The 20767-nt window shown below is 67.8% G+C and carries 16 protein-coding genes; 12 read left to right on the forward strand and 4 right to left on the reverse strand.

Translation table 11 applies throughout. The annotated features are described in order from the left end of the window. The 9 genes from hemG to hemL all read left to right on the forward strand — a co-directional run bounded on the left by hemG (position 1) and on the right by hemL (position 9791). Positions 1-1443, forward strand: coding sequence for a protoporphyrinogen oxidase (gene hemG, locus AU252_RS17915; RefSeq protein ID WP_058931878.1), 1443 nt, complete (start codon positions 1-3; stop codon positions 1441-1443). A 101-nt stretch (positions 1444-1544) separates the two neighbouring features. Continuing rightward, complete coding sequence (locus AU252_RS17920; protein WP_058931879.1) at positions 1545-2312, forward strand: hypothetical protein; 768 nt, start codon at positions 1545-1547, stop codon at positions 2310-2312. Between the two features lie 120 nt (positions 2313-2432). Continuing rightward, on the forward strand, positions 2433-3134 hold the full coding sequence (gene hemQ / locus AU252_RS17925; protein WP_058931880.1) for a hydrogen peroxide-dependent heme synthase: 702 nt from the start codon (positions 2433-2435) through the stop codon (positions 3132-3134). Next, positions 3131-4396 carry a ferrochelatase gene (locus AU252_RS17930; RefSeq protein WP_058931881.1) on the forward strand — a complete coding sequence of 422 codons (1266 nt, stop codon included), beginning with the start codon at positions 3131-3133 and terminating at the stop codon, positions 4394-4396. Before hemQ ends, AU252_RS17930 begins: the two co-directional genes overlap by 4 nt. Then, positions 4393-5379, forward strand: a complete 987-nt coding sequence (gene hemC / locus AU252_RS17935) for a hydroxymethylbilane synthase (protein WP_058931882.1) — start codon at positions 4393-4395, stop codon at positions 5377-5379. Before AU252_RS17930 ends, hemC begins: the two co-directional genes overlap by 4 nt. After that, positions 5363-6238: a uroporphyrinogen-III synthase gene (locus tag AU252_RS17940; protein ID WP_058931883.1), complete on the forward strand. Its 876-nt coding sequence runs from the start codon at positions 5363-5365 to the stop codon at positions 6236-6238. Before hemC ends, AU252_RS17940 begins: the two co-directional genes overlap by 17 nt. Next, positions 6235-7215 (forward strand): porphobilinogen synthase, encoded by a 981-nt coding sequence (gene hemB / locus AU252_RS17945; protein ID WP_058931884.1) that lies wholly within the window; start codon positions 6235-6237, stop codon positions 7213-7215. The genes AU252_RS17940 and hemB overlap by 4 nt, the downstream gene beginning before the upstream one ends. Positions 7216-7258: 43 nt before the next feature. Then, complete coding sequence (locus AU252_RS17950; RefSeq protein WP_058931885.1) at positions 7259-8377, forward strand: LLM class flavin-dependent oxidoreductase; 1119 nt, start codon at positions 7259-7261, stop codon at positions 8375-8377. 94 nt (positions 8378-8471) lie between these two features. Beyond that, the gene (hemL, locus tag AU252_RS17955; protein ID WP_058931886.1) at positions 8472-9791 is read left to right on the forward strand and encodes a glutamate-1-semialdehyde 2,1-aminomutase; all 1320 of its coding nucleotides are present in this window, start codon (positions 8472-8474) and stop codon (positions 9789-9791) included. A gap of 116 nt (positions 9792-9907) precedes the next feature. On the opposite strand, the gene AU252_RS17960 is transcribed toward hemL, so the two are convergent. The 4 genes from AU252_RS17960 to AU252_RS17975 form a co-directional block, all read right to left on the reverse strand. Next, positions 9908-10645 carry an amino acid ABC transporter ATP-binding protein gene (locus AU252_RS17960; RefSeq protein WP_058931887.1) on the reverse strand — a complete coding sequence of 246 codons (738 nt, stop codon included), beginning with the start codon at positions 10643-10645 and terminating at the stop codon, positions 9908-9910. Beyond that, entirely contained in the window at positions 10642-11406 is a 765-nt protein-coding gene (locus AU252_RS17965) for an amino acid ABC transporter permease (RefSeq protein ID WP_056343886.1), read from the reverse strand. Before AU252_RS17965 ends, AU252_RS17960 begins: the two co-directional genes overlap by 4 nt. 17 nt (positions 11407-11423) lie before the next feature. Next, entirely contained in the window at positions 11424-12359 is a 936-nt protein-coding gene (locus AU252_RS17970; protein ID WP_058931888.1) for an ABC transporter substrate-binding protein, read from the reverse strand. A 305-nt stretch (positions 12360-12664) separates the two neighbouring features. Next, entirely contained in the window at positions 12665-13372 is a 708-nt protein-coding gene (locus tag AU252_RS17975) for a 3'-5' exonuclease (protein WP_058931889.1), read from the reverse strand. 63 nt (positions 13373-13435) lie between these two features. Here AU252_RS17975 and AU252_RS17980 point away from each other — a divergent pair, with 63 nt between their 5' ends. Genes AU252_RS17980 through AU252_RS17990 form a run of 3 tightly spaced genes read left to right on the forward strand, consistent with a single transcriptional unit; the run spans position 13436 to position 20741 of the window. After that, positions 13436-13852 (forward strand): MGMT family protein, encoded by a 417-nt coding sequence (locus tag AU252_RS17980; RefSeq protein WP_058931890.1) that lies wholly within the window; start codon positions 13436-13438, stop codon positions 13850-13852. 8 nt (positions 13853-13860) lie between these two features. After that, positions 13861-17238 (forward strand): ATP-dependent helicase, encoded by a 3378-nt coding sequence (locus AU252_RS17985; protein WP_058933039.1) that lies wholly within the window; start codon positions 13861-13863, stop codon positions 17236-17238. Next, complete coding sequence (locus AU252_RS17990) at positions 17235-20741, forward strand: ATP-dependent helicase (RefSeq protein ID WP_058931891.1); 3507 nt, start codon at positions 17235-17237, stop codon at positions 20739-20741. Before AU252_RS17985 ends, AU252_RS17990 begins: the two co-directional genes overlap by 4 nt. Positions 20742-20767: the final 26 nt, after the last annotated feature.

Below are 20767 nucleotides of genomic sequence, written 5' to 3' on the forward strand. Positions count from 1 at the left end.
GTGGGCAGTTCCGTGACACCGGCCCAGACCGCCGTCGTCCTGGGCGGCGGCATCTCCGGCCTGCTGGCCGCCCGCGAGCTGGCAGCTGCCGGACGCGCCGTCACCGTCCTGGAAGCCACAGCATCCTGGGGCGGCTGCGTGGGCAGCCACGTGGTGGCCGGCCTCACCCTGGACAGCGGAGCAGAGTCCTTCGCCACACGCTCGAACGCTGTGGCGGACCTTGCTGCTGAACTGGGACTCGGCGGCAACGTTGTGGCGCCCCGCCCGGGCGGCGCCTGGGTGCAGCTTCCGGACGGCCCCCGCGAACTGCCCAAGACCGGAGTCCTGGGCATTCCCGCCAACCCCTGGGACCCGGAGGTCAGGCGGTCCCTCGGATTTGCGGGTTCGCTGCGGGCGTCGCTGGACAAGTACCTGCCGGCGTCGATCGGCGCGTCGGCGGACGTCACCAGCGTCGCGGCGCTGGTGCGGGCCCGGATGGGCCGCCGCGTGTTGGACCGCCTCGTGGCCCCTGTGGTGGGCGGCGTGCACTCCGCGGACCCCGGTCTCCTGGACGTGGACATGGTGGCCCCCGGCCTCCGGGCCGGCATCCGTGAGCACGGTTCCCTCGCTGGCGCGGTGGCCGCCCAGCGGCGCGGTTCCACCCAGCCGTCCGTCGCGAAGGCGGGTTCCGCAGTCGCCGGCCTCAAAGGCGGGATGCACACCCTGGTTTCGGCCCTGCTCAGCGATCTCCGCGGCCGCGGTGTCACCCTGATGAGTGGAACAGCCGCGGACGCCGTCGAACGGACGCCGGACGGGTGGCGCGTCACCGCCGGTGACGCAACGCACGACGGCGGCATGCTGGTGGTGGCGCTGCCCGGCCCGGCCGCAGTGGGGCTGCTTCAGGCGGCCGTGCCCGCCCTGGCCGGCAGGAGCCCCGAAAGCGGTCCGGATGTCCGGCTCGTCACCGTGGTAGTGGACCTGCCCGAACTGGACCGCAGGCCGCGGGGCACCGGGATCCTGGTGGCCCCCCAGACGCCGGGCGTCCAGGCAAAAGCCCTCACGCACGCCACCGCGAAGTGGGATTGGCTGGCCGCTGCGGCAGGTCCCGGGACCCATGTGCTGCGGCTCTCCTACGGCCGCCTGGAGGCCTCGGAACCCGCGACCCCAGAAACCGGCGGCTCCGCGCCTGCCCTCGACGCGGAACTACTGGCTGCTGCCTTGCATGATGCTTCGGCGCTGCTGGACGTCCCGGTGCAGGGGACCGACGTCGTTGGCTGGGATGTTGTCAGGTGGCAAGGGGCCCTGCCGTTCGCGGCCGTAGGACACAAAGCCCGGGTGGCCGAGGTCAGGAAGCTCTGCGCGGCAGAGGCCGGCCTCGGCATTGTGGGCGGATGGGTGGCCGGCAACGGACTCGCCGCAGTGGTGGCCGATACCCGAAAAGAAATTCGCAGCCTGCTCAGCTGACCATCGCTCCTGTTCAGTGGAATATGGGCCTTGAAAGGACCACTCCGGGGTGCAGTTTCCGGTTTTCAATCCACCCCCTGATGTGGCTAGGGTCGATAACTATGGTTATTTACAGGTCCGAATCTTCCCGTTCCCGGACCAGTATCCATGGGGGACTCCGGCGTGGCGCTGCAGCGGCTGCCGTCGGAGCGGTACTGGTCCTGTCCGCCGGCGTTCCGGCATCCCAGGCGGCTGACGGCAGCGCCGAACCCACGGAGTCCGCCGCGGTTGCGGCCGACGGGGACCTCGCCGGGGTCAGCGGCCTGCTGAATGGCCTCCTGGGCGGTTCCGGCGGACAGACCAAAGCCTCACCCGAACCGACTCCCGCCCCCTCAGGATCTTCCACTCCGACGGTCACACCGTCTCCGGCCCCCACGTCCACGGCCCCCACGTCAACTGCGCCGACGTCGTCCGCTCCGTCGACATCTGCCAGCCCAGCGCCGCAGGGCACCACTCCGCAGGGCACGGCTCCCCAAGGTACCGTCCCGCCGTCGAGCGCTCCGGCGCCGGTCAGCACGTCCCCGGAGGCCGCAGGTTCAGCGGCAGGCACGCAGCCGAACGGCCAGCCCGGTGCCCCCGCCGACGCGACGCAGGATGCCGGACAGGAAGCCGACCCTGCTGCGGACCAGCCCACGGACAACCACAGCACCAACGCCACGCCTGTTTCGGGACCGGGGCGCCACGGAAACGCGCCTGCCAGCCGGGACAACATGGCGTCCGCCACGGCAGCAGCCGCGGCGGCCGAACCCGCGAAGGTCTGGCTTGGTGTGGGACTGGTGGGGTCCGCGGGAGCCGCTGGCCTCCTTTTTGCCCGGATCCGCCAGATCTGACCTCGGTGCCGGATCGGCTCGCAACCCATGCTGCGCCGAACGTGTGACATTGAGCACTTCTACGTCTTGTAGAAGTCGCTGGTTTCGACTTGGCGGTAGGGAAGGGGCAAACTGGTAACCATGAGCCACACTTCTGCCGAATCTGTCACTAAAACCGAAGAATCAGCCGAGCAGTTCTTCACTCTCTGGACTGTTTTCAAGCGGTCCGAGGAACTGGTGCGCAGCGCTGATGCTGCCGCCGATTTCGATGCCCTGTTGGTCCGCCTGGCCGAGGCGGGCGTGACGCACCGCGGCAGCTACGACGTCTCCGCGATGCGCGCCGACGCCGACGTCATGGTGTGGCTCCACGGCCCGAAGCCCGAAGCGCTGCAGCAGGCCATCCGCGACATCCGCCGCAGCACGCTTTTCGCCGGAACCGAGATTGTCTGGTCCGCCATGGGCGTGCACCGGGAAGCCGAGTTCGCCAAGAACCACACCCCCGCTTACTCACGCGGTGTGGCCCCGGCCGAATGGCTCTGCGTCTACCCGTTCGTGCGCTCCTATGAGTGGTACATCCTGCCCGAGCAAGAACGCGGCAAGATGCTCCGCGACCACGGCATGCTGGGCCGGGAGTTCCCGCAGGTCATCTCCAACACGGTATCCTCCTTCGCCCTGGGCGACTGGGAATGGATCCTGGGACTGGAAGCCCCCGAACTGGTGGACCTCGTGGACCTCATGCGCCACCTCCGCGCCACCGAAGCACGCAACCACGTACGGGAGGAAATCCCGTTCTACACCGGCCGCCGCATCACCGCAGCCGAGGTCGCTGAGGTCCTCGCATGACCCAGCCCGATCCCGCGGCGGGCGCCGTGCTCACCGGAACCAACCCGGTCACCGAAGCCGGCCGGATGGCGCCCAAAAACTATGACGGCGTCCTGCTGGCCTCCTTTGGCGGGCCCGAGGGCCAGGACGACGTCATCCCGTTCCTGCGCAATGTCACCCGCGGCCGCGGCATCCCGGACGAGCGGCTCGAAGAGGTTTCCCACCACTACCGGGCCAACGGCGGCATCAGCCCCATCAACCAACAGAACCGCGAGCTCAAGGCAGCCCTGGAAGCGGAGCTCAGCGCCCGCGGCATTGAGCTTCCCGTGCTGTGGGGCAACCGCAACTGGGACCCCTACATTCCGCAGGCGCTGCAGGACGCGTACGACGCCGGCCACCGCAAACTGCTGATGGTCACCACGAGTGCCTACTCCTGTTACTCCAGCTGCCGCCAGTACCGCGAGGACATCGGCATCGCCCTGACGGAGACAGGACTGGACGGCCGGCTTGAGGTGGACAAGGTCCGCCAGTACTTCGACCACCCCGGCTTTGTGGAGCCCTTCATTGAAGGCACCGCTGCCGGGCTGGCGGACGTGCGGGCGCAGCTCACTGCGGCCGGAACGCCGGACGCCCCCGTGCACATCCTTTTTGCCACCCACTCCATCCCCACCCGGGATGCCGAGGCCGCCGGAAGTTCCGCGGACGAACCGCGCGGGTTCGACGAAGGTTCCGCCTACGTGGCCCAGCACCTGGCCACCGGCGCCGCAGTTATCAGCCGTGTTAAGGCCGAGTCAGGGCTGACCGCACCCTGGTCCCTTGTCTACCAATCCCGCTCGGGCGCGCCGCACGTGCCCTGGCTGGAGCCGGACATCAACGACGCCATCGCCGATCTGGCGGGCCAAGGCATCAAAGGCATCGTCATCGTCCCGCTGGGCTTCGTCAGCGACCACATGGAAGTTGTCTGGGACCTGGATACGGAAGCCCTGGAAACCTGCCGCAACCTCGGCCTGGCTGCCACGCGGGTACCCACCCCCGGCACGCACCGGAAGTTTGTGAACGGCCTGGTGGACCTCATCTCCGAACGTACGCTCGCCAACAACATCAGCGACCGGCCCGCCGTGACCGGACTAGGCCCCTGGTACGACGTCTGCCGGCCGGGATGCTGCGCGAACTTCCGCGGCGAAAAGCCCACCATCGCCGGAGCCGACACCACCGTCGGCACCGGACACGACGCATACCCGGCCGCATCTGCGGGCGCTGCCGGGGGAGAAGGAACCCCATGACCGTACGGATCGGAACCAGGGCCAGCAAGCTCGCCCTGACCCAGACCCAGCAGACGGCGGACCAGCTGGCCGCCGTCGGAGGCTTCCCCGTGGAGCTGGTGCACATCACCACCGAGGGCGACGTCAAGACGGGGTCCCTGTCCCAGATGGGCGGCACCGGGGTGTTTGTCGCCGCCCTGCGCGATGCCCTGCTGCAGGACACCTGCGATGTCGCTGTGCACTCGCTCAAGGACCTTCCCACGGGCGCCGCGCCGGGCCTCACCATCGCCGCAACGCCCAAGCGTGCGGACGTGCGGGACGTCCTGTGCGCCCGCGACGGCCTTAAGCTGGCTGATCTGCCGCAGGGCGCCAGGGTGGGCACCGGCTCGCCGCGCCGAGCTGCCCAGTTGCGTGCCGCCCGCCCTGACCTGGAAGTGCGGGACATCCGCGGCAATGTGGAGACCCGCCTGGGCCGCGTGCCCGGCCTGCCCGGAAACGCCGCCGGCGCACCGGGTGACCTGGACGCCGTCGTACTGGCCGCCGCAGGACTGGAACGCATCGGCCGCCTGGACGCCGTCAGCGAATTTTTCGAGATGGACGTGATGCTGCCGGCGCCCGGACAGGGTTCGCTGGCCATCGAATGCCGGACGGCTGACGCCCCGCGCAAGGCAGGTTCCACCGAGGGTTCGCAGGGTGTTTTGGCGCAGGCCCTGGCCGCGCTCAACGATGAGGACACCCGCCTCGCCGTGACCGCCGAGCGTGCCGTGCTGGCCCGCCTCGAGGCCGGCTGCGCCGCCCCCGTGGGTGCCTTTGCGTACCGCAAGGGCAGCATGCTGTATCTCGAGGCGGCGGTGTGCGCCGTGGACGGCACCAAGACTGTGCGCGAAAAGAAGGCAACCGACGGTCTCACCGAGGTTGGTGCCACGCTGCTCGGCATCGAGGTGGCCGAGCTCCTGCTGGCCGCCGGCGCCGCGGAGATCGCGGACCTTGCCGCATCCCGATGACCTGGCGGGCGCTCTGGGTGGCCGGCGCGTCCTGATCACCCGCAGCGCCGACCGTGCCAGGCCGCTGGCCGCGCTGCTCGGCAGCCTGGGGGCCGAACCGCTGCTGCTGCCGCTCATCGACTTTGAACGGGCCGCGGACCAGCCGGTCCTCGATGCTGCGCTGGATGATCTGGTGGCCGGGGGCTTCGACTGGCTGGTGGTCAGCAGCATCACCACGGTGCGTGTGCTCGTGGAAAAAGCGGTTGAGCGCGGCACCACGCCGGCGGCACTGCTGCCGGCGGGAATGCGGGTGGCCACGATCGGGCCGTCTTCGCGGCGGATCCTGGAAGCCGTGGGCATTCCTGTGGCGCTGGCCCCGGTGGATATCCAATCCGCCGAAGGACTCGTGGAACTGTGGACCGCCGCGCCGGCGCGCGTGCTGTTGCCACAGGCCGACATCGCCGCGCCTGCGCTGCGCGATGGCCTCGCGGCCAAGGGCGCCGACGTCACCGCTGTTGTGGCCTACCACACCGTGGACTACCCGGCCCGGCAAGAACTCCGCCTGGAGGCGGAACTGCCGTCCGCCGTCGGACTTTCCAATAACACCGCGCCGCGCGAGCTCACTCCGCTGCAGACCCGCGGGGAGCTCGACGCCGGGACGCTCGACGCCGTCGTGGCCGCCTCGCCAAGCGCCGCGCGGCGCATTGCAGCGACCCTCCTGCCGCTGGGCCGCTGCCGTTTCATCGCCATCGGACGCCCGACGGCGGCAGAAGCTGCCGCCCTTGGCATCCCGGTGGCCGCCACCGCCCAAGTCCCCACCCCGGACGGCATAGTGGCCGCGCTGGGCACCGTATTTGCCAACGAAGGGAACACCCGATGAGCTTTCCGAACCACCGCCCGCGCCGCCTCCGCACCACGCCCGCCATGCGCCGGCTCACCGCCGAATACCGCCTGGCGCCCGCCGACCTGATCCTGCCCGCGTTCATCCGCGAAGGCCTCAGCGAACCGTCGCCCATCACCTCCATGCCCGGGGTTGTGCAGCACACCACAGATTCGCTCAAGCGCGCCGCCGCGGAGGCCGTGGAACTCGGCGTCGGCGGCATCATGCTGTTCGGCGTGCCCGCCGTGCGCGATGCCCGCGGCACCGCCTCCCTGGACCCGGACGGTGTGCTCAATAAAGCCATCCGCGACGTCCGCGCCGAGGTGGGCGACGACCTGGTCATCATGGGCGACGTCTGCCTGGACGAATTCACCGACCACGGCCACTGCGGCGTCCTGGACGCCGATGGCTATGTGGATAACGACGCCACGCTGGAGATCTACGGCCAGATGGCCGTGGCCCAGGCCGACGCCGGCGCCCATGTGCTGGGGCCCTCCGGCATGATGGACGGCCAGATCGCCGTGATCCGCCAGGCCCTTGAGGAATCTGGCCACAAAAACACGGTCATCCTGGCCTACGCTGCCAAGTACGCCTCCGCCTTCTACGGTCCCTTCCGGGAAGCCGTGGATTCGCAGCTCAAGGGCGACCGCCGCACCTACCAGATGGACGCCGCCAACCGCCGCGAAGCCCTCCTTGAGGTGGAGCTGGATCTTGAGGAAGGCGCAGACATGGTGATGGTGAAGCCGGCCATGAGCTACCTGGATATCCTGGCCGACGTCGCCGCCATGAGTCCCGTGCCCGTCTCGGCCTACCAGATCTCGGGTGAATACGCGATGATCGAGGCCGCCGCCGCCAATGGCTGGATCGACCGGCGGGGTGCCATTACGGAATCCATCCTCGGCATCAAGCGGGCCGGCGCCAACACCGTGCTGACCTACTGGGCCTCCGAGGTAGCAGGCTGGCTCAAGGAATCCTGACGCGGCAGGGAATGTTTCCGGCTGCTCGGTGGTTTGTATGCGTATGCATGAAAACAGCGAGCCTTCCGTAACCACTCCGTCCACCCCGGGCAACCCCACTGCCCCCGTCCCCGCGGACACCATCCTGTTGGGCGTCAGTACCTTCGGCGACGTCGACCTGGCTGCCGACGGCGCACCCAAGCACCACGCGGAGGTGCTGCGCCAGGTGGTGGAACAGGCCAAGGTGGCCGACGCCGTCGGACTGCACTCGTTCGGCGTGGGGGAGCACCACCGCAGGGACTTCGCCGTCAGTGCGCCGGACGTGGTGCTCGCGGCCATCGCCACGGCCACGGAAAACATCCGGCTCGGCAGTGCGGTCACGGTCCTGAGCTCGGACGATCCCATCCGCGTCTTCCAGCGCTTCGCCACACTCGACGCCGTCTCCAACGGCCGCGCCGAAGTGATCCTGGGCAGGGGTTCGTTCACGGAGTCCTTCCCGCTCTTTGGCTACGACCTGGGCGACTACGACGCGCTGTTCGAGGAGAAGCTGGACATCTATGACCGCGTCCGCTCCCAGAACCCGGTGAACTGGGACGGCCGGACCCGGGCGTCGCTTCGGGGCCAGATGGTCTATCCGCACGTGGAAGGCCGCCTGCTTCCCACCTGGATCGGAGTGGGCGGCTCACCCCAATCCGTAGTCCGCACGGCCACCTACGGGTACCCCATGGTCCTGGCGATCATCGGCGGCGAGCCCGAGCGTTTCCGCCCGTATGCCGATCTGTACCGGCGCACGCTGGCCGAAGCCGGTAAGGAACCGCAGGCCCTCTCCGTGCATTCGCCCGGCTACGTGGCCGAAACTGACGAGCAGGCCCTCGAGGAGTACTACCCGCACTGGCTCGCCACGCGGAACAAGATCGGCGCGGAACGCGGCTGGGGACCGGCCGGGCGTGGCGAGTTCGAAGCCGCGGCGGACGAGGACGGCGCCCTGTTCGTTGGTTCCCCGGAGACCGTGGCGAAGAAGATCGCCCGGCTCAAGGGCACCCTCGGTGCGGACCGCTTCGAGATGAAGTACAGCAGCGGCACGCTGCCCCACGAGCAGATGATGCGCTCCATCGAACTGTTCGGTTCCAAGGTGGCGCCCCTCGTTGCAGACAAGCTTGCGGACATGCTCGCGGACCGCTGAGTCAGGCGGCCACTTGATCCGGCAGCTACTGTATCCGGCGCCCGCACCATGGCGTGGCGCCGGATGCCACCGCACGTGATGGAAGAATAGGGGCATGACTCGTTCCGAAGACCTCTTCGCCCGTGCCCAGACCCTGATGCCCGGTGGCGTCAACTCACCCGTCCGTGCCTTCGGCTCGGTGGGCGGAACCCCGCGGTTTATGGTGTCGGCCCAGGGCCCATACCTGACCGATGCCGACGGCAAAGAGTACGTCGACCTGGTCTGCTCCTGGGGCCCGGCCCTTCTGGGGCACGCCCATCCGGCCGTCCTGGAGGCCGTTCACGCGGCGGTGGACCGAGGCCTGTCCTTCGGCGCGTCCACCCCGGACGAGGCCAACCTGGCCGCCATCGTCCAGGAGCGCGTGCCGGCCGCCGAACGCGTGCGTATGGTCTCCACCGGCACCGAGGCCACCATGACGGCAGTCCGGCTGGCCCGTGGCTTCACCGGCCGGAACCTCATCATCAAGTTCGCCGGCTGCTACCACGGCCACCTGGACGGGCTGCTGGCCGCTGCAGGATCCGGTGTTGCCACCCTGGCGCTGCCGGGCTCGGCCGGCGTCACCGAAGCCACCGCCGCCGAAACGCTGGTCCTGCCGTACAACGACCTCGCCGCCGTCGAAGCCGCTTTTGCCGCCCACGGGCCGAACATTGCGGCCGTCATCACCGAAGCCGCCCCCGCCAACATGGGCGTGGTAACGCCGGGGGAGGGCTTCAACCTGGGGCTGTCCCGTATCACGCGCGAGCACGGCGCCCTGCTGATCCTGGACGAAGTGCTCACCGGCTTCCGCACAGGCTACTCCGGCTATTGGGGGCTCACCGGCGGTGCTGCTGACGCCACGGACCCGTGGACCCCTGACCTGCTCACGTTCGGCAAGGTCATCGGCGGCGGAATGCCGACGGCGGCCCTCGGCGGGCGTGCGGACGTTATGGACTATCTTGCACCCCTCGGCCCGGTGTACCAGGCCGGAACGCTGTCCGGGAACCCCGTAGCCATGGCCGCCGGCGTCGCCACCCTGACCCACGCCACCCGGGAGGTCTACTCCTTCATCGATGCCAGGTCGCTGGAACTTTCCTCGGCGCTGTCCGCTGCCCTGGACAGTGCCGGCGTGGACCACTCCGTCCAGTTCGCCGGAAACCTCTTCTCCGTGGCATTCGGCACGTCCGCCAACGGCGTCCACAACTATGCTGACGCCCAGGCCCAGGAAACCTTCCGGTACGCGCCGTTCTTCCACTCCATGCTGGAATCCGGCGTTTACCTGCCGCCGTCGGTCTTCGAGGCCTGGTTCCTGTCGGCCGCCCACGACGACGCCGCGATGAACCGGATCTTTGACGCCCTCCCGGCCGCCGCGAAGGCTGCAGCTGCCGCGAAAGCCTAGCGCCGCCGTGGGGCGTTGCTGAGCCCTTAACGCGGAAATCCCCGCCTCCCGGACAAAAACCCCGCACCATGCGTGGGGGAAAATGTCCGGGAGACGGGGATTTTCTGTTGGTGCCACTACAGCACGTCCGACAGGAAGCCCTTCAGGCGGTCCGTTGCGGGCGCCGTGAAGATCTGCTCGGGCGGACCCGATTCGACCACCACGCCGGCGTCCATAAACGTGACGGTGTCTGAGACGTTGCGGGAGAAGCCCATTTCGTGGGTCACCACCACCATGGTCATGCCGCCCTTGGCGAGGTCGGTCATCAGCGCCAGGACGCCCTTCACGAGCTCCGGGTCAAGGGCGGAGGTGGCCTCGTCAAAGAACATCACCTCAGGCTTCATGGCCAACGCACGGGCGATTGCGACACGCTGCTGCTGGCCGCCGGAGAGGTTGGCCGGGCGGGCATCAGCTTTGTGCTTGAGGCCCACGAGATCCAGCTGCTCCAGGGCCTCGTCACGCGCCTGGTCCTTGGACAGCTTCCGGAGCTTGCGCAGCGCGAGCGAGACGTTGTCCAGCACGGTCTTGTGCGGGAACAGGTTGAACTGCTGGAAGACCATGCCGATCCGCTGGCGCAGCTCGTCCGGGTTGTCCTTCAGGACCGACCGGCCATCCAGCAGGATGTCGCCCTGGTCCGGTTCGATCAGCCTGTTCATGACCCGCAGGAGCGTTGACTTTCCGGAGCCGGACGGACCAATGACCGAAGCCGTGGTGCCCTTCTCCACGTGGAGATCGATGCCGCGGAGCACATGGTTATGCCCGAACGAAAGGTGCAGGTTCTTGCCGGTCAGGGTGCCGGAAGTAAATTCCGTCATGCCTGTGCCCCCTTGCCGATAGGTGCCGCCAGCTCGTCCGGTTCCTTCTTCTCCGGCCGGCCGGTACGGAGCCGGTTGTCGATGAAGTTTACGAAGTGGGTCAGCGGCACAGTCAGGATCAGATACAGAACGCCAGCGGCTACCAGCGGCGAAAGGTTCCCCGTGTTGGCCATCGCATCGTTACCGATCCGGAAAATCTCGCGGTCGGAGGCAGCCAAGCCCAGCACGAATACCAGGGAGGAATCCTTCAGCAGCGAGATGAACTGGTTCACCAAGGCAGGCAGCACGCGGCGGATGCCCTGCGGCACCACCACCAGCCGCATGGACTTGCCGTAGCTGAAGCCAAGGGCACGCGAGGCCTCCAACTGGCCTTTCTCCACGCTCTGGATACCGGAGCGGAAGATCTCACCGATGTAGGCGCCGGCGATCAGGGTCAGCGCCAGGATCCCGAGCGGATAGGGGTTCCGGTTACCGGTGAGTTCCCGGGCTATGGGGCTAAGCCCAATACCGATCACCAGGATGACCAGAATGGCGGGCAGGCCGCGGAACAGGTCGGTGTAGATCCGGGCTGCCCAGCGGGCCACCGGATTCCGGGAAATACCCATGAGTGCGAGCAGCAGCCCCAGCAACGAGCCGAGGATACCCGATGCCAAGGCCAGGATCAGGGTGTTGGGCAAGCCCACCGTGAGAAGGGAGGGAACGACTTTCGCCATTTCCTCCCAGTTGAGGAACGTTTCACCCAGCTGGTCCAGGAGATCCATAAGCGGTTAAGCCCAGATCAGCTCTGGGGAGCCGGAGCAGCTTTGCTTCCCGGCTTCCAGTCGGCGGGGGTCTCGCGGTCCGGGTACCATTCCTTGGTCAGCTTGGACCAGGTACCGTCAGCAATTACAGCGTCCAGGCCGGAGTTCAAAGCATCGATCAGGGCCTTGTTGTCCTTGTTCACGGCGTAAGCGGTGAAGTTCTGGGTGTTCACAACAGATTCGGCGATGACAGTTCCGTCGCCGTCCTTCACCTGGCCGGTGGCCTGCTGCGAGGGTGCCACCCAGGCATCGATCTGGCCGTTGCGCACATTGGCGTACACGGTGGCGTAGTCCGGGAAACGGACCGGCTCGAGCTTCAGGGTGTTGGTGACGTAGTCGTCCTGGACCGTGCCCTGGACGACGCCGATGCGGACATTGGCATCCAGGTCTGCGAAGCCCTTGACGTCGCTGTCGGTCTTGGCAACGACAGCCATAAAGCCGAAGTCGTAGCCGTTGGTGAAGCCCACGTTGGCGCGGCGGGCGTCTGTGGTGGAAATCGAGGACGATCCCACATCGAACTGCTTGGTCTGTACCTGGGAGAGCAGCGCCGAGAAGTCGGTGGCTACGAACTCGACCTCGAGGCCAAGCTTGCCGGCAACGGCGCGCAGCAGCTCGTTGTCGTAGCCAGTGAACTTGCCGGCGGGGTCGATGAAGATATTCGGCGGGGCGTCGGAGAGCGTGCCAACTTCAAGCTTGCCTTCGGTGTTGAGGCCCAGCTTGGTCTTGTCGATCTGGTCCAACGGCGTGACGTCGGCGGTGGTGTACTTGTCCAGCGTCTGCTGGTCACTGCCGGCGAGGGCATCGGTGGGCGTGCCGCTCGGCTGGGCGGTCCCGCTACCGCAGGCGGCCAGCGAGACAGCCAGCGCAACCGCGACCGGAACGCTGGTCAGCCACTTCATGGCTTTGGTCTTCATGAGAAAGTCACTTTCATCAGAGTCATAAGATCAACCGGGCCGAAGGCTGCGCGTCAGGCGCTGGCGCCTTGCTCCCAAATGCCGGCCGGCCGGGGCGGGATTACCGCTGAACTTAATCATCTCATTTCCGGCTTTCAGCGCCTTCGGACGAATAAGACCTTGCTTCAATGCGCCCAATGCCGAATTAGTGGCTGAAGTTGACTCTTCCTGAACATCTGATGAATGAATGCTGCCCGCGTGGCCGAATCTGCGGGTTCCGATGGCCCCAGTCAGCGGTTCCGGGCTAATTGTGAGTTAGCTCTCAGCTAGAAGTCGCCGCTGGCGTCTTCCGGAGGTAGGACGGGCCATTCGCCTTCGATTACGGCGGCGGGCTTGGTCTTGCGCAGGTAGTTCTGGAAGTCCGCCGCTTGGCTGACAGCCCAGTCCTTTTGCAGTTCGTGAAGCTGGCTGGCCGGCATCTTGAGCTTGGGGAACTTGATGGCCATGGCATCCAGCATCCGGAGCGTGGCCAAAGCATCCGCGGCCGACGTATGGGCGTTGTCCAGCGTGATGCCGTATTCCTCACACAGGGCCGTCAGTGTGCGCTTACCCTTGCGGTAGCGGTCTACCTGTTTGTTCATGATGAACGGGTCCAGGACGGGGAACCGGCTCAACTGCCGGACGCCGTAGCGGGCGGACTCAGCGGCCAGGACGGTGAAGTCGTAGCTGGCGTTGAAGGCAATGACCGGAATTCCGGCGTCGAACAGGTCCTGCAGGACAGTTGCGAGCTCCCCGGTGACTTCATGGGCCGGCCGTCCCTCACGCCGGGCATGCTCCGTGGTGATGCCGTGGATATCGCTGGCCTCGGTAGGGATTTCGACGCCGGGATCGGCCAGCCATTCGTGTTCGGTGATCACGTCCCCCTGCTGGTCCACCACGGTGACCGACGCCGTGACGATGCGCGCGGCACGCGAATTCCGTCCGGTGGTTTCGAGATCGAAGGCTGCGCGGGGAAGGGTGTTCCAGGTGGTCATGCCTCAACGCTACCGGCCAGCACCGACAGGATCGCGCAGCGCCACTGCCGGTAACCTTGAGGTATGCGGACTGAGTACATTGAGGCGGTGCTCGCGCTGGTCGAGCTGGTTCCACCCGGCACCGCACTGGCCTACGGTGATGTGGCTGAGCTGCTGGGGTCCGGCGGTCCGCGGCAGGTTGGCCACGCCATGAGCCACTACGGCAGCCAGGTCGCGTGGTGGCGCATCCTGAAGGCGAACGGCCAGGGTCCGGAAGGCCATGAGGCCGAAGCGCTCCGCCACTACCTGCAGGAGGGGACGCCGCTGCTCGGCAACCACGATGCTTTCCTGCGCACCGGCGAAGGCAAATGGCGGGTGGACCTGATGGCAGCACGCTGGGCACCGGGCGAGGATGACTTCGACCGGATTGACGCTATTGCGGAGCAGCTGGAGCGGCGGCTGCATAGATTGTCGGTGGCTGATGATGAAATGTCTGTGTGACCGTAACAATCCCCGATGTTGATACCGCCGAGTCCGCGGCCGGACGATCCGGCGGAACGGGCCTCCGGCTTCTCCCGCCGCGGCAGCTGCACGCCGACGTGCCGGCGTTGTCTGCGGACCAGCGCGGGGCCGTCGACGTGCCTCACGGCTCCGGGCCCGTCCTGGTTCCCGGGGCACCCGGAACCGGAAAATCAACGGTCCTGATCGAAGCTGCCGTCCGTCGGGCCCTGCAGGACGGCGTGGACCCGGAGCGGATCCTCATCCTGGCGCCCGGACGCCTCGCCGCCGACTCACTCCGCGACCGCTTCACCGCACGGCTGGACAGGAGCCTGAGCACCACGCCGGCCCGGACTTGGGCAGCCTATGCGTTTGACCTGATCCGGCGGGCGAAAGCGGAAGGAATCCTTACGCTTCCGCGCGCGCCACGGCTCCTGTCAGGCCCGGAACAGGACCTCATCATCCGCGAACTCCTGGAGGGCCACCGGATGCCCGGCCTGGAACTTCCATGGCCTGCGGACCTGGAAGCGGCACTTGAGACGCGGGGCTTCCGCCACGAGGTACGCCAACTCTTCGACCGGATCATCGAATCCGGCCGGACCGCCGGTGACCTGGAGGAGCTGGGCCACCAGTGCGGCCGGCCCGACTGGATCGCCGCCGCGGCGCTGTACGCCGAGTACCGGGACGTCCTGGACCTTCGCATGCCGGAGGCCTTCGACCCCGCCGGCATCATCACCACGGCCCGGCAGATCTTCCAGGACGCGCCTGACTTCCTGGCCGCGGAACGGGATCGCCTCCAGCTCGTGTTGGTGGACGATGTGCAGGAGGCGAACCCTGCCGTGTTCGAACTGCTCGCCGATATCGCCGCCGGCAAGGACTGCTATGTCGCCTACTCCCCGGACACCGTTGTGCAGGGCTTCCGCGGGGCCAGACCCGACCTCGTGGCGGAGCTGCCGCGCCTGCTTTCTGCGAAAGCCGGCGTCATCGAGCGGCCACTGTGGCACACCCATCGGCACGCCCCCGCCATTGCCGAGGCCTGGCTCGGCGTCGCGGGCAGGATCTCGCAGCGTGCGGGCGGCCAGCTGGCAAGGCGGCTTGAGCCGCCCGAACCCCGGGCCGGAACCGCGCACGGGCCCACCGCCGTCGTCGAACCCCAACCGCAGTCCGCCGGCACGGTGGAAGCACACCTGGTACCGTCCCCGGTCCACGAACTCCGGTACGTTGCCCAGCGCATCCTGGACCAGCACGTCAACCATGGCCGCGACCTGGCCGAGATCGCCGTGATTGTACGCAACGGCGGCCAACTCAGTGAGCTGCAGCGCTACCTCACGGGCCAGGGGATCCCGGTCCGTGTTCCGGTGGCCGAGTCCGCGGTCCGCGATGAGGTGGCCGTGCGTCCGCTGTTGGACGCCTACGCCATAGCCCTGGATCCCGAGTTGTTGACTCCGGAAGCCGCCGTTGCGCTGCTGACGTCGCGCATCGGGGGTGCCACGTCCATTGAATTGCGCCGGCTCCGCCAGTCGCTGAGGCGGGAGGAGCTGCTGGGCGGCGGCGGACGGACCAGCGACGCCCTGCTGGTTGAGGCATTATCGGAACCCGGCGCCCTGGGGACGCTGGGCCTGGAAGGCCGTTCCGCGCGCCGGACCGCCCGCATGATCCAGGCAGGGCGGAGCGCCGCCGCCGAGCCCGGCGCCAATGCCGAGACCGTGCTCTGGGCCCTGTGGCACTCCACCGGACTGGCCAACGCCTGGACCGAATCTGCCCTCACCGGCGGCTCCCACGGAGCCCGAGCCGACCGGGACCTTGATGCCATGATGGCGCTCTTCCATACAGCCGAGCGCTACGTGGACCAGATGCCGGGCGCCGGGCCGGAGCAGTTCCTTGAGTACCTCCTGAACCAGGAGCTGCCGATGGATACCCTGGCCGCGCGGGCCCAGGTGGACGACGCCGTCGAGCTGATGACCCCGGCCAGCGCTGCCGGGCGGCAGTGGCCGGTGGTCATTGTGGCGGGGCTGCAGGAAGGCGTCTGGCCCAATACCAGGCTCCGCGGTGAGCTGCTGGGCAGCAGCCTGTACGCTGACGCCGTCGAGCATGGGGTCAGCTATGCATTACAGCTGGACCCGCTGAGCCGGCTGCGGGAGATCCGCTACGACGAACTCCGGAGCTTCTCCACGGCCGTTTCCAGGGCCTGCGAGATGCTGATCTGCACCGCTGTTTCGTCCGAGGACGACCAGCCGTCGTCCTTCCTCGACTATGTGGCGCCGCTTGAGCCGGGCGCTGAAGGCAGGGGGTTCACGCCGGTGGAACGGCCCATGACGCTGCGCGCCCTGGTGGCCGAGCTGCGGCAATACGCGCAGCTGGATGGAAAGTATGAGCCCGAAGCCGCCGAGGCCGCCAGGGTCCTGGCCGGACTTGCCGCCGCTGAACCGGCGGTCGCGGGAGCGCATCCGGACAGCTGGTGGGGCCTGCCTCCTTTGACGACATCGGAGCCGGTTGTCCCGCCCGGAGGGACGGTTTACGTCTCGCCGTCGAAGGTGGAATCCGTGCAGAAATCACCGCTCGACTGGTTTGTGCAGGCCGCTGGCGGAGAGGCCGCCACCGACTTCGCCCGGAGCCTGGGCACCCTGGTGCACGCCATCGCGCAGGACCTGCCGGAGGCCTCCGGAGGCGAGTACGTCGCCGAACTCATCCGCCGGTGGCCAACCCTGGGGATGAAGGACAACTGGGAGGGCAAACTCGACTTCCAGCGTGCCGAAACGATGGTGCGCAAGCTCGCGCAGTATGTCCTGGTGATGCGGAGCGAGGGCCGCAGCCTGCTGGGCGTCGAGCAGGACTTTGAGGTCCGGCTGCCCGACGTTCCGCCCGCGGCGACGGACTCGGGCGATGGCGAGCGCGGCGATGCGCGGGCCGCCGTGCTCCGCGGCCAGGTCGACCGGCTGGAGATCGACCCCGAAGGAAGGCTGGTCATTGTGGACCTCAAGACGGGCAAAAGGCAGCCTGGCAAGACCGAGCTGTCCCGCCATCCCCAGCTGGGGGCCTACCAAGCGGCGGTCCTGGCTGGCGGTTTCACGGAGGTACACGGACTTCCCGGCGCAGCAGAACCCGGTGCACCAGTGCCGGACTCACCAGCGCCGGGCTCACTCGTGCCGGGCGGCGCAGTACTGGCGCAGCTCGGAACAACTACCAAAAGTCCCGGCGTCCAGCAACAGGAACCCTTGGAGGCCCAGGATAACTGGGCCCTGGACATGGTCACCGATGCGGCCGCCGTCATGTCCGGCAGCAACTTCGAAGCCCGGCACGACCCGGCAAAAAGCAGCCACGGGGGGCACGGCTGCAGGCTCCCTGAGGTCTGTCCACTCTGTGTCCGCGGAAAGCAGGTCACCGAATGAGCCAGCCCCAGGTTCCAGAGCCCCTGTTTAGCCCCGAGCAGCTGTCCAGGCTGCTGGGTGAAAAGAACACGCCTACCCCCGAACAGTCGGCCATCATTTCCTCACCCCTGGCTCCCCGGCTGGTGATCGCGGGGGCGGGTTCCGGCAAGACCGCCACCATGGCCGACCGCGTCGTCTGGCTCGTTGCCAACGGCTGGGTCAGGCCAGAGGAAGTCCTGGGCGTTACGTTCACCAGGAAGGCGGCCGGCGAGCTGGCCACCCGGATCCGGGCTAAGCTGGCCGCATTGCAGCGGGTCGCTGCCCAGGACACACGGCACGAAGTGTTCCCCGGGGGGCTGCTCAGCAGCGACGCCCTGGAGCCCAAGGTGTCCACTTACCACTCATTTGCCAGCGGCATCGTTTCTGACTACGGGCTGAGGCTGGGCGTCGAACGCGACGTTGTGCTGCTCGGCGGAGCCCAAGCCTGGCAGCTCGCCAGCGAAGTAGTGGAAGCGTTCGACGGCGAGTACAGCCACTTCAAGGCAGCCAAGTCCACACTGGTCAAGGCAGTCATCCAGCTCGCGGGGGAGTGCGCAGAGCACCTGCAGGAACCGGCCGACGTCGAGGCCTGGCTTCTGGCGCGGCTGTCTGAGTTTGAAGAACGTCCCTACGTGGCCGGGGCAAAGAAGAACGCCCCCCAGGCAGCCGGTGAACTTGCCGCGATGCTGCGCACCAGGGCAAGTGTGGCTGACATGGTGGGCCGCTACGCCGTCGCCAAGAAGTCACGGGGGGCATTGGACTTCGGCGACCTGGTGGCACTCGCGGCCCGTGTGGCCAGGGAAATCCCCCTTGCTGCGGACATGGAACGCCAGCGCTACAAAGTGGTGCTCCTCGACGAGTTCCAGGACACGTCGTATGCCCAGTTGGTTCTGTTTTCGCGGCTTTTCGGCGAGGGCCACGCGGTCACCGCCGTGGGGGACCCCAACCAGTCGATATACGGCTTCCGGGGTGCTTCGGCAGGCCAGCTCTTCCACTTTGTCCGTGAATTCCCTGTCCGCGTGGACGGGGGCGACGGGCCGGGACGCTTCACGCTGGCCCCTACGTCGTACCTCACGACGGCGTGGCGCAACGGCCGGGCCATCCTGTCCGCCGCCAACATCATGTCAGAGGCCTTAGGGCGCGCCGAGGCGCAGAAGGCCCCTGCCGGCAGCGAACCTGTTGGCACCGCGGCGGCGAATGTGCCGCCCCTGCAGCCCAGTCCCTTCGCGGTGGAGGGACGGGTGGTACTGGGCCGCTTCGGCACAGACCTCGACGAAGCGGCCGCCCTTGCCGAGGACGTCATAAAGTACCGGGTCACTGACTTTGAACGTGAGGCCGACGGCACACCGGTGCCGCCCGCACTGGCTGTCCTGTGCCGGCGGCGGGCCCAGATGGAAACCATCCGGCGGGAGTTCGAGGCGCGGGGGATTGCCTACGAAATCGTGGGGCTTGGCGGACTGCTCGACACTCCCGAAATCGTTGATCTGGTGGCCACGCTCCGGGTGCTTGCCGATCCCGGACGCTCGGACTCCCTGATGCGCCTCCTGGCCGGCGCGCGCTGGCGGATCGGGCCGGCAGACCTGATGGCCTTCCGCGACTGGTCCAGCCACCTCGCACGCCGTCGCGGCCGCCCGGCCGGCGCTGCCACGCCGGAGGACGGGCCCGCAGACGCGTCTGACGAGGCCGTCATCGAAAGCGACCTGACTGACGGCGCCAGCCTGGTCGAGGCGCTGGACTGGCTGCCACGCGAAGACTGGACCTCTTCTAACGGTCGGTCGCTGACCGAAGTGGCCCGCGACCGCCTCGGCAGGCTTTCGACGGAGCTCAGGCAGCTGCGCGGCTACCTCGGGGACGACCTCACCACTCTGCTCGGCGAAGTGGAACGCGCCATGTTGCTCGACATCGAAGTGGCAGCACGCCCGGGGACCAGTATCCACCAGGCCCGCCGAAACCTGGACGCCTTCCAAGACGCGGCTGCCGGCTTCCTGCGGACCTCGCACCGGGTGGACATCCTCGCCTTCCTTGCCTGGCTGGAAGCGGCCGCGGCCGAGGAAAACGGTCTCGAAGCTCCGCCGTCGGATATCAACCGCGAGGCTGTGCAACTGCTGACCGTCCATGCGTCAAAGGGCCTGGAATGGGACGTCGTCTTTGTACCGGGCCTCAACGCCGGCGCCTTCCCCAGCAACAAGGACTCGCGCTGGAGCAGCGGCGCGGCGGCCCTGCCGTGGCCGCTGCGGGGGGACCGTTCGGACCTGCCCCAGTGGGATACCGACCAGCCGGACCAGAAGGGCTGGCTGGACGCCGAGAAGGACTTCAAATCAGCCGTCCAGGTCCATGGTGAGGGCGAGGAGCGCCGCCTGGCATATGTGGCCTACACCAGGGCAAAGCACGTCCTCTGGGTCTCCAGCGCGGCATGGGTGGGCTCCAGGGCAGGCCGTGCCGAGATGTCACCGTTCCTCGCTGAACTGGAACAGCTTGTCGGCTCCGGCCCCAACACGCCCTCGGCGGACGCCGCGGAAATCTCTCCCGCCCTGGTCCATCCGGCGTCAGTGGAGGAATCATCCCTGCCGGAAAAGAGCCCGTTGACCACGGAAACGGAGGTGGCCGGATGGCCCTATGACCCCCTCGAAGGTCCTGTGGATGCGCGGACCGGGGAGCGCCTGCGGGTTGTTCCCGGCAGGCGGCTGGCCATGGAGGGCGCCGCGGCACGCGTCCGGGCCGCGTTGGGGCCCTTGGATCCCGAGGACTCTGTGCCGGTCCTTGAGCCTGCATCCACCAATGAGTCCGGGCCAAGGCTCCGGGGCACTGCGGCGGGCTGGGCCAGGGAAGCTGCCTTGCTGCTGGAACGGCGGTCCAGGCGCGCCTCCGGGCAGGACGTTCATCTGCCCGGCCACATCTCGGCGTCCACGCTGGTGGACCTCGGTGAGGACCCGGCGGGGGTAGTGGGCAGGCTGCGAAGGCCTGTACCGCGTGAGCCCGGCATGTCGGCGCGAAAGGGAACGGCATTCCACGCCTGGGTTGAAGAGTACTTCGGCGCAGCCGGCATGCTGGATCTCGGCGAGGCCCCCGGCTCCGACGACCACATTGATGCCGCCTATGACCTTGACACTATGGTGGCCACCTTCAAAGCCTCGGAATGGGCCGACAGGTCACCGGCATTTGTCGAAGTGCCGGTGGAAACGCGGGTGGGAGACGTCGTGGTCCGCGGACGGATCGACGCCGTCTTCCAGGACGCGGACGGGAGGTGGGACCTCGTGGACTGGAAAACCGGCCGTCGGCCGTCTGCCGCGCAGCTGCGGGCCAAATCGGTGCAGCTCGCCGCGTACCGGCTGGCTTGGGCCAGGCTCAAGGGCGTGGCGGTAGCAGACGTCAGCGCCGCCTTCTTCTACGTTGCGGACAACCAAGTGGTGCGGCCGCACGATCTGGGCTCCGCTGAGGAGCTCGAACAGATTGTGGCCGCCGCCCTCGATGTCAGTGCTCCCTAAGGTCAGCGCAGGCTGACCTCAGGAAG

Source organism: Pseudarthrobacter sulfonivorans (assembly GCF_001484605.1).
In the GTDB taxonomy this organism is placed as follows: Bacteria; Actinomycetota; Actinomycetes; order Actinomycetales; family Micrococcaceae; genus Arthrobacter; species Arthrobacter sulfonivorans_A.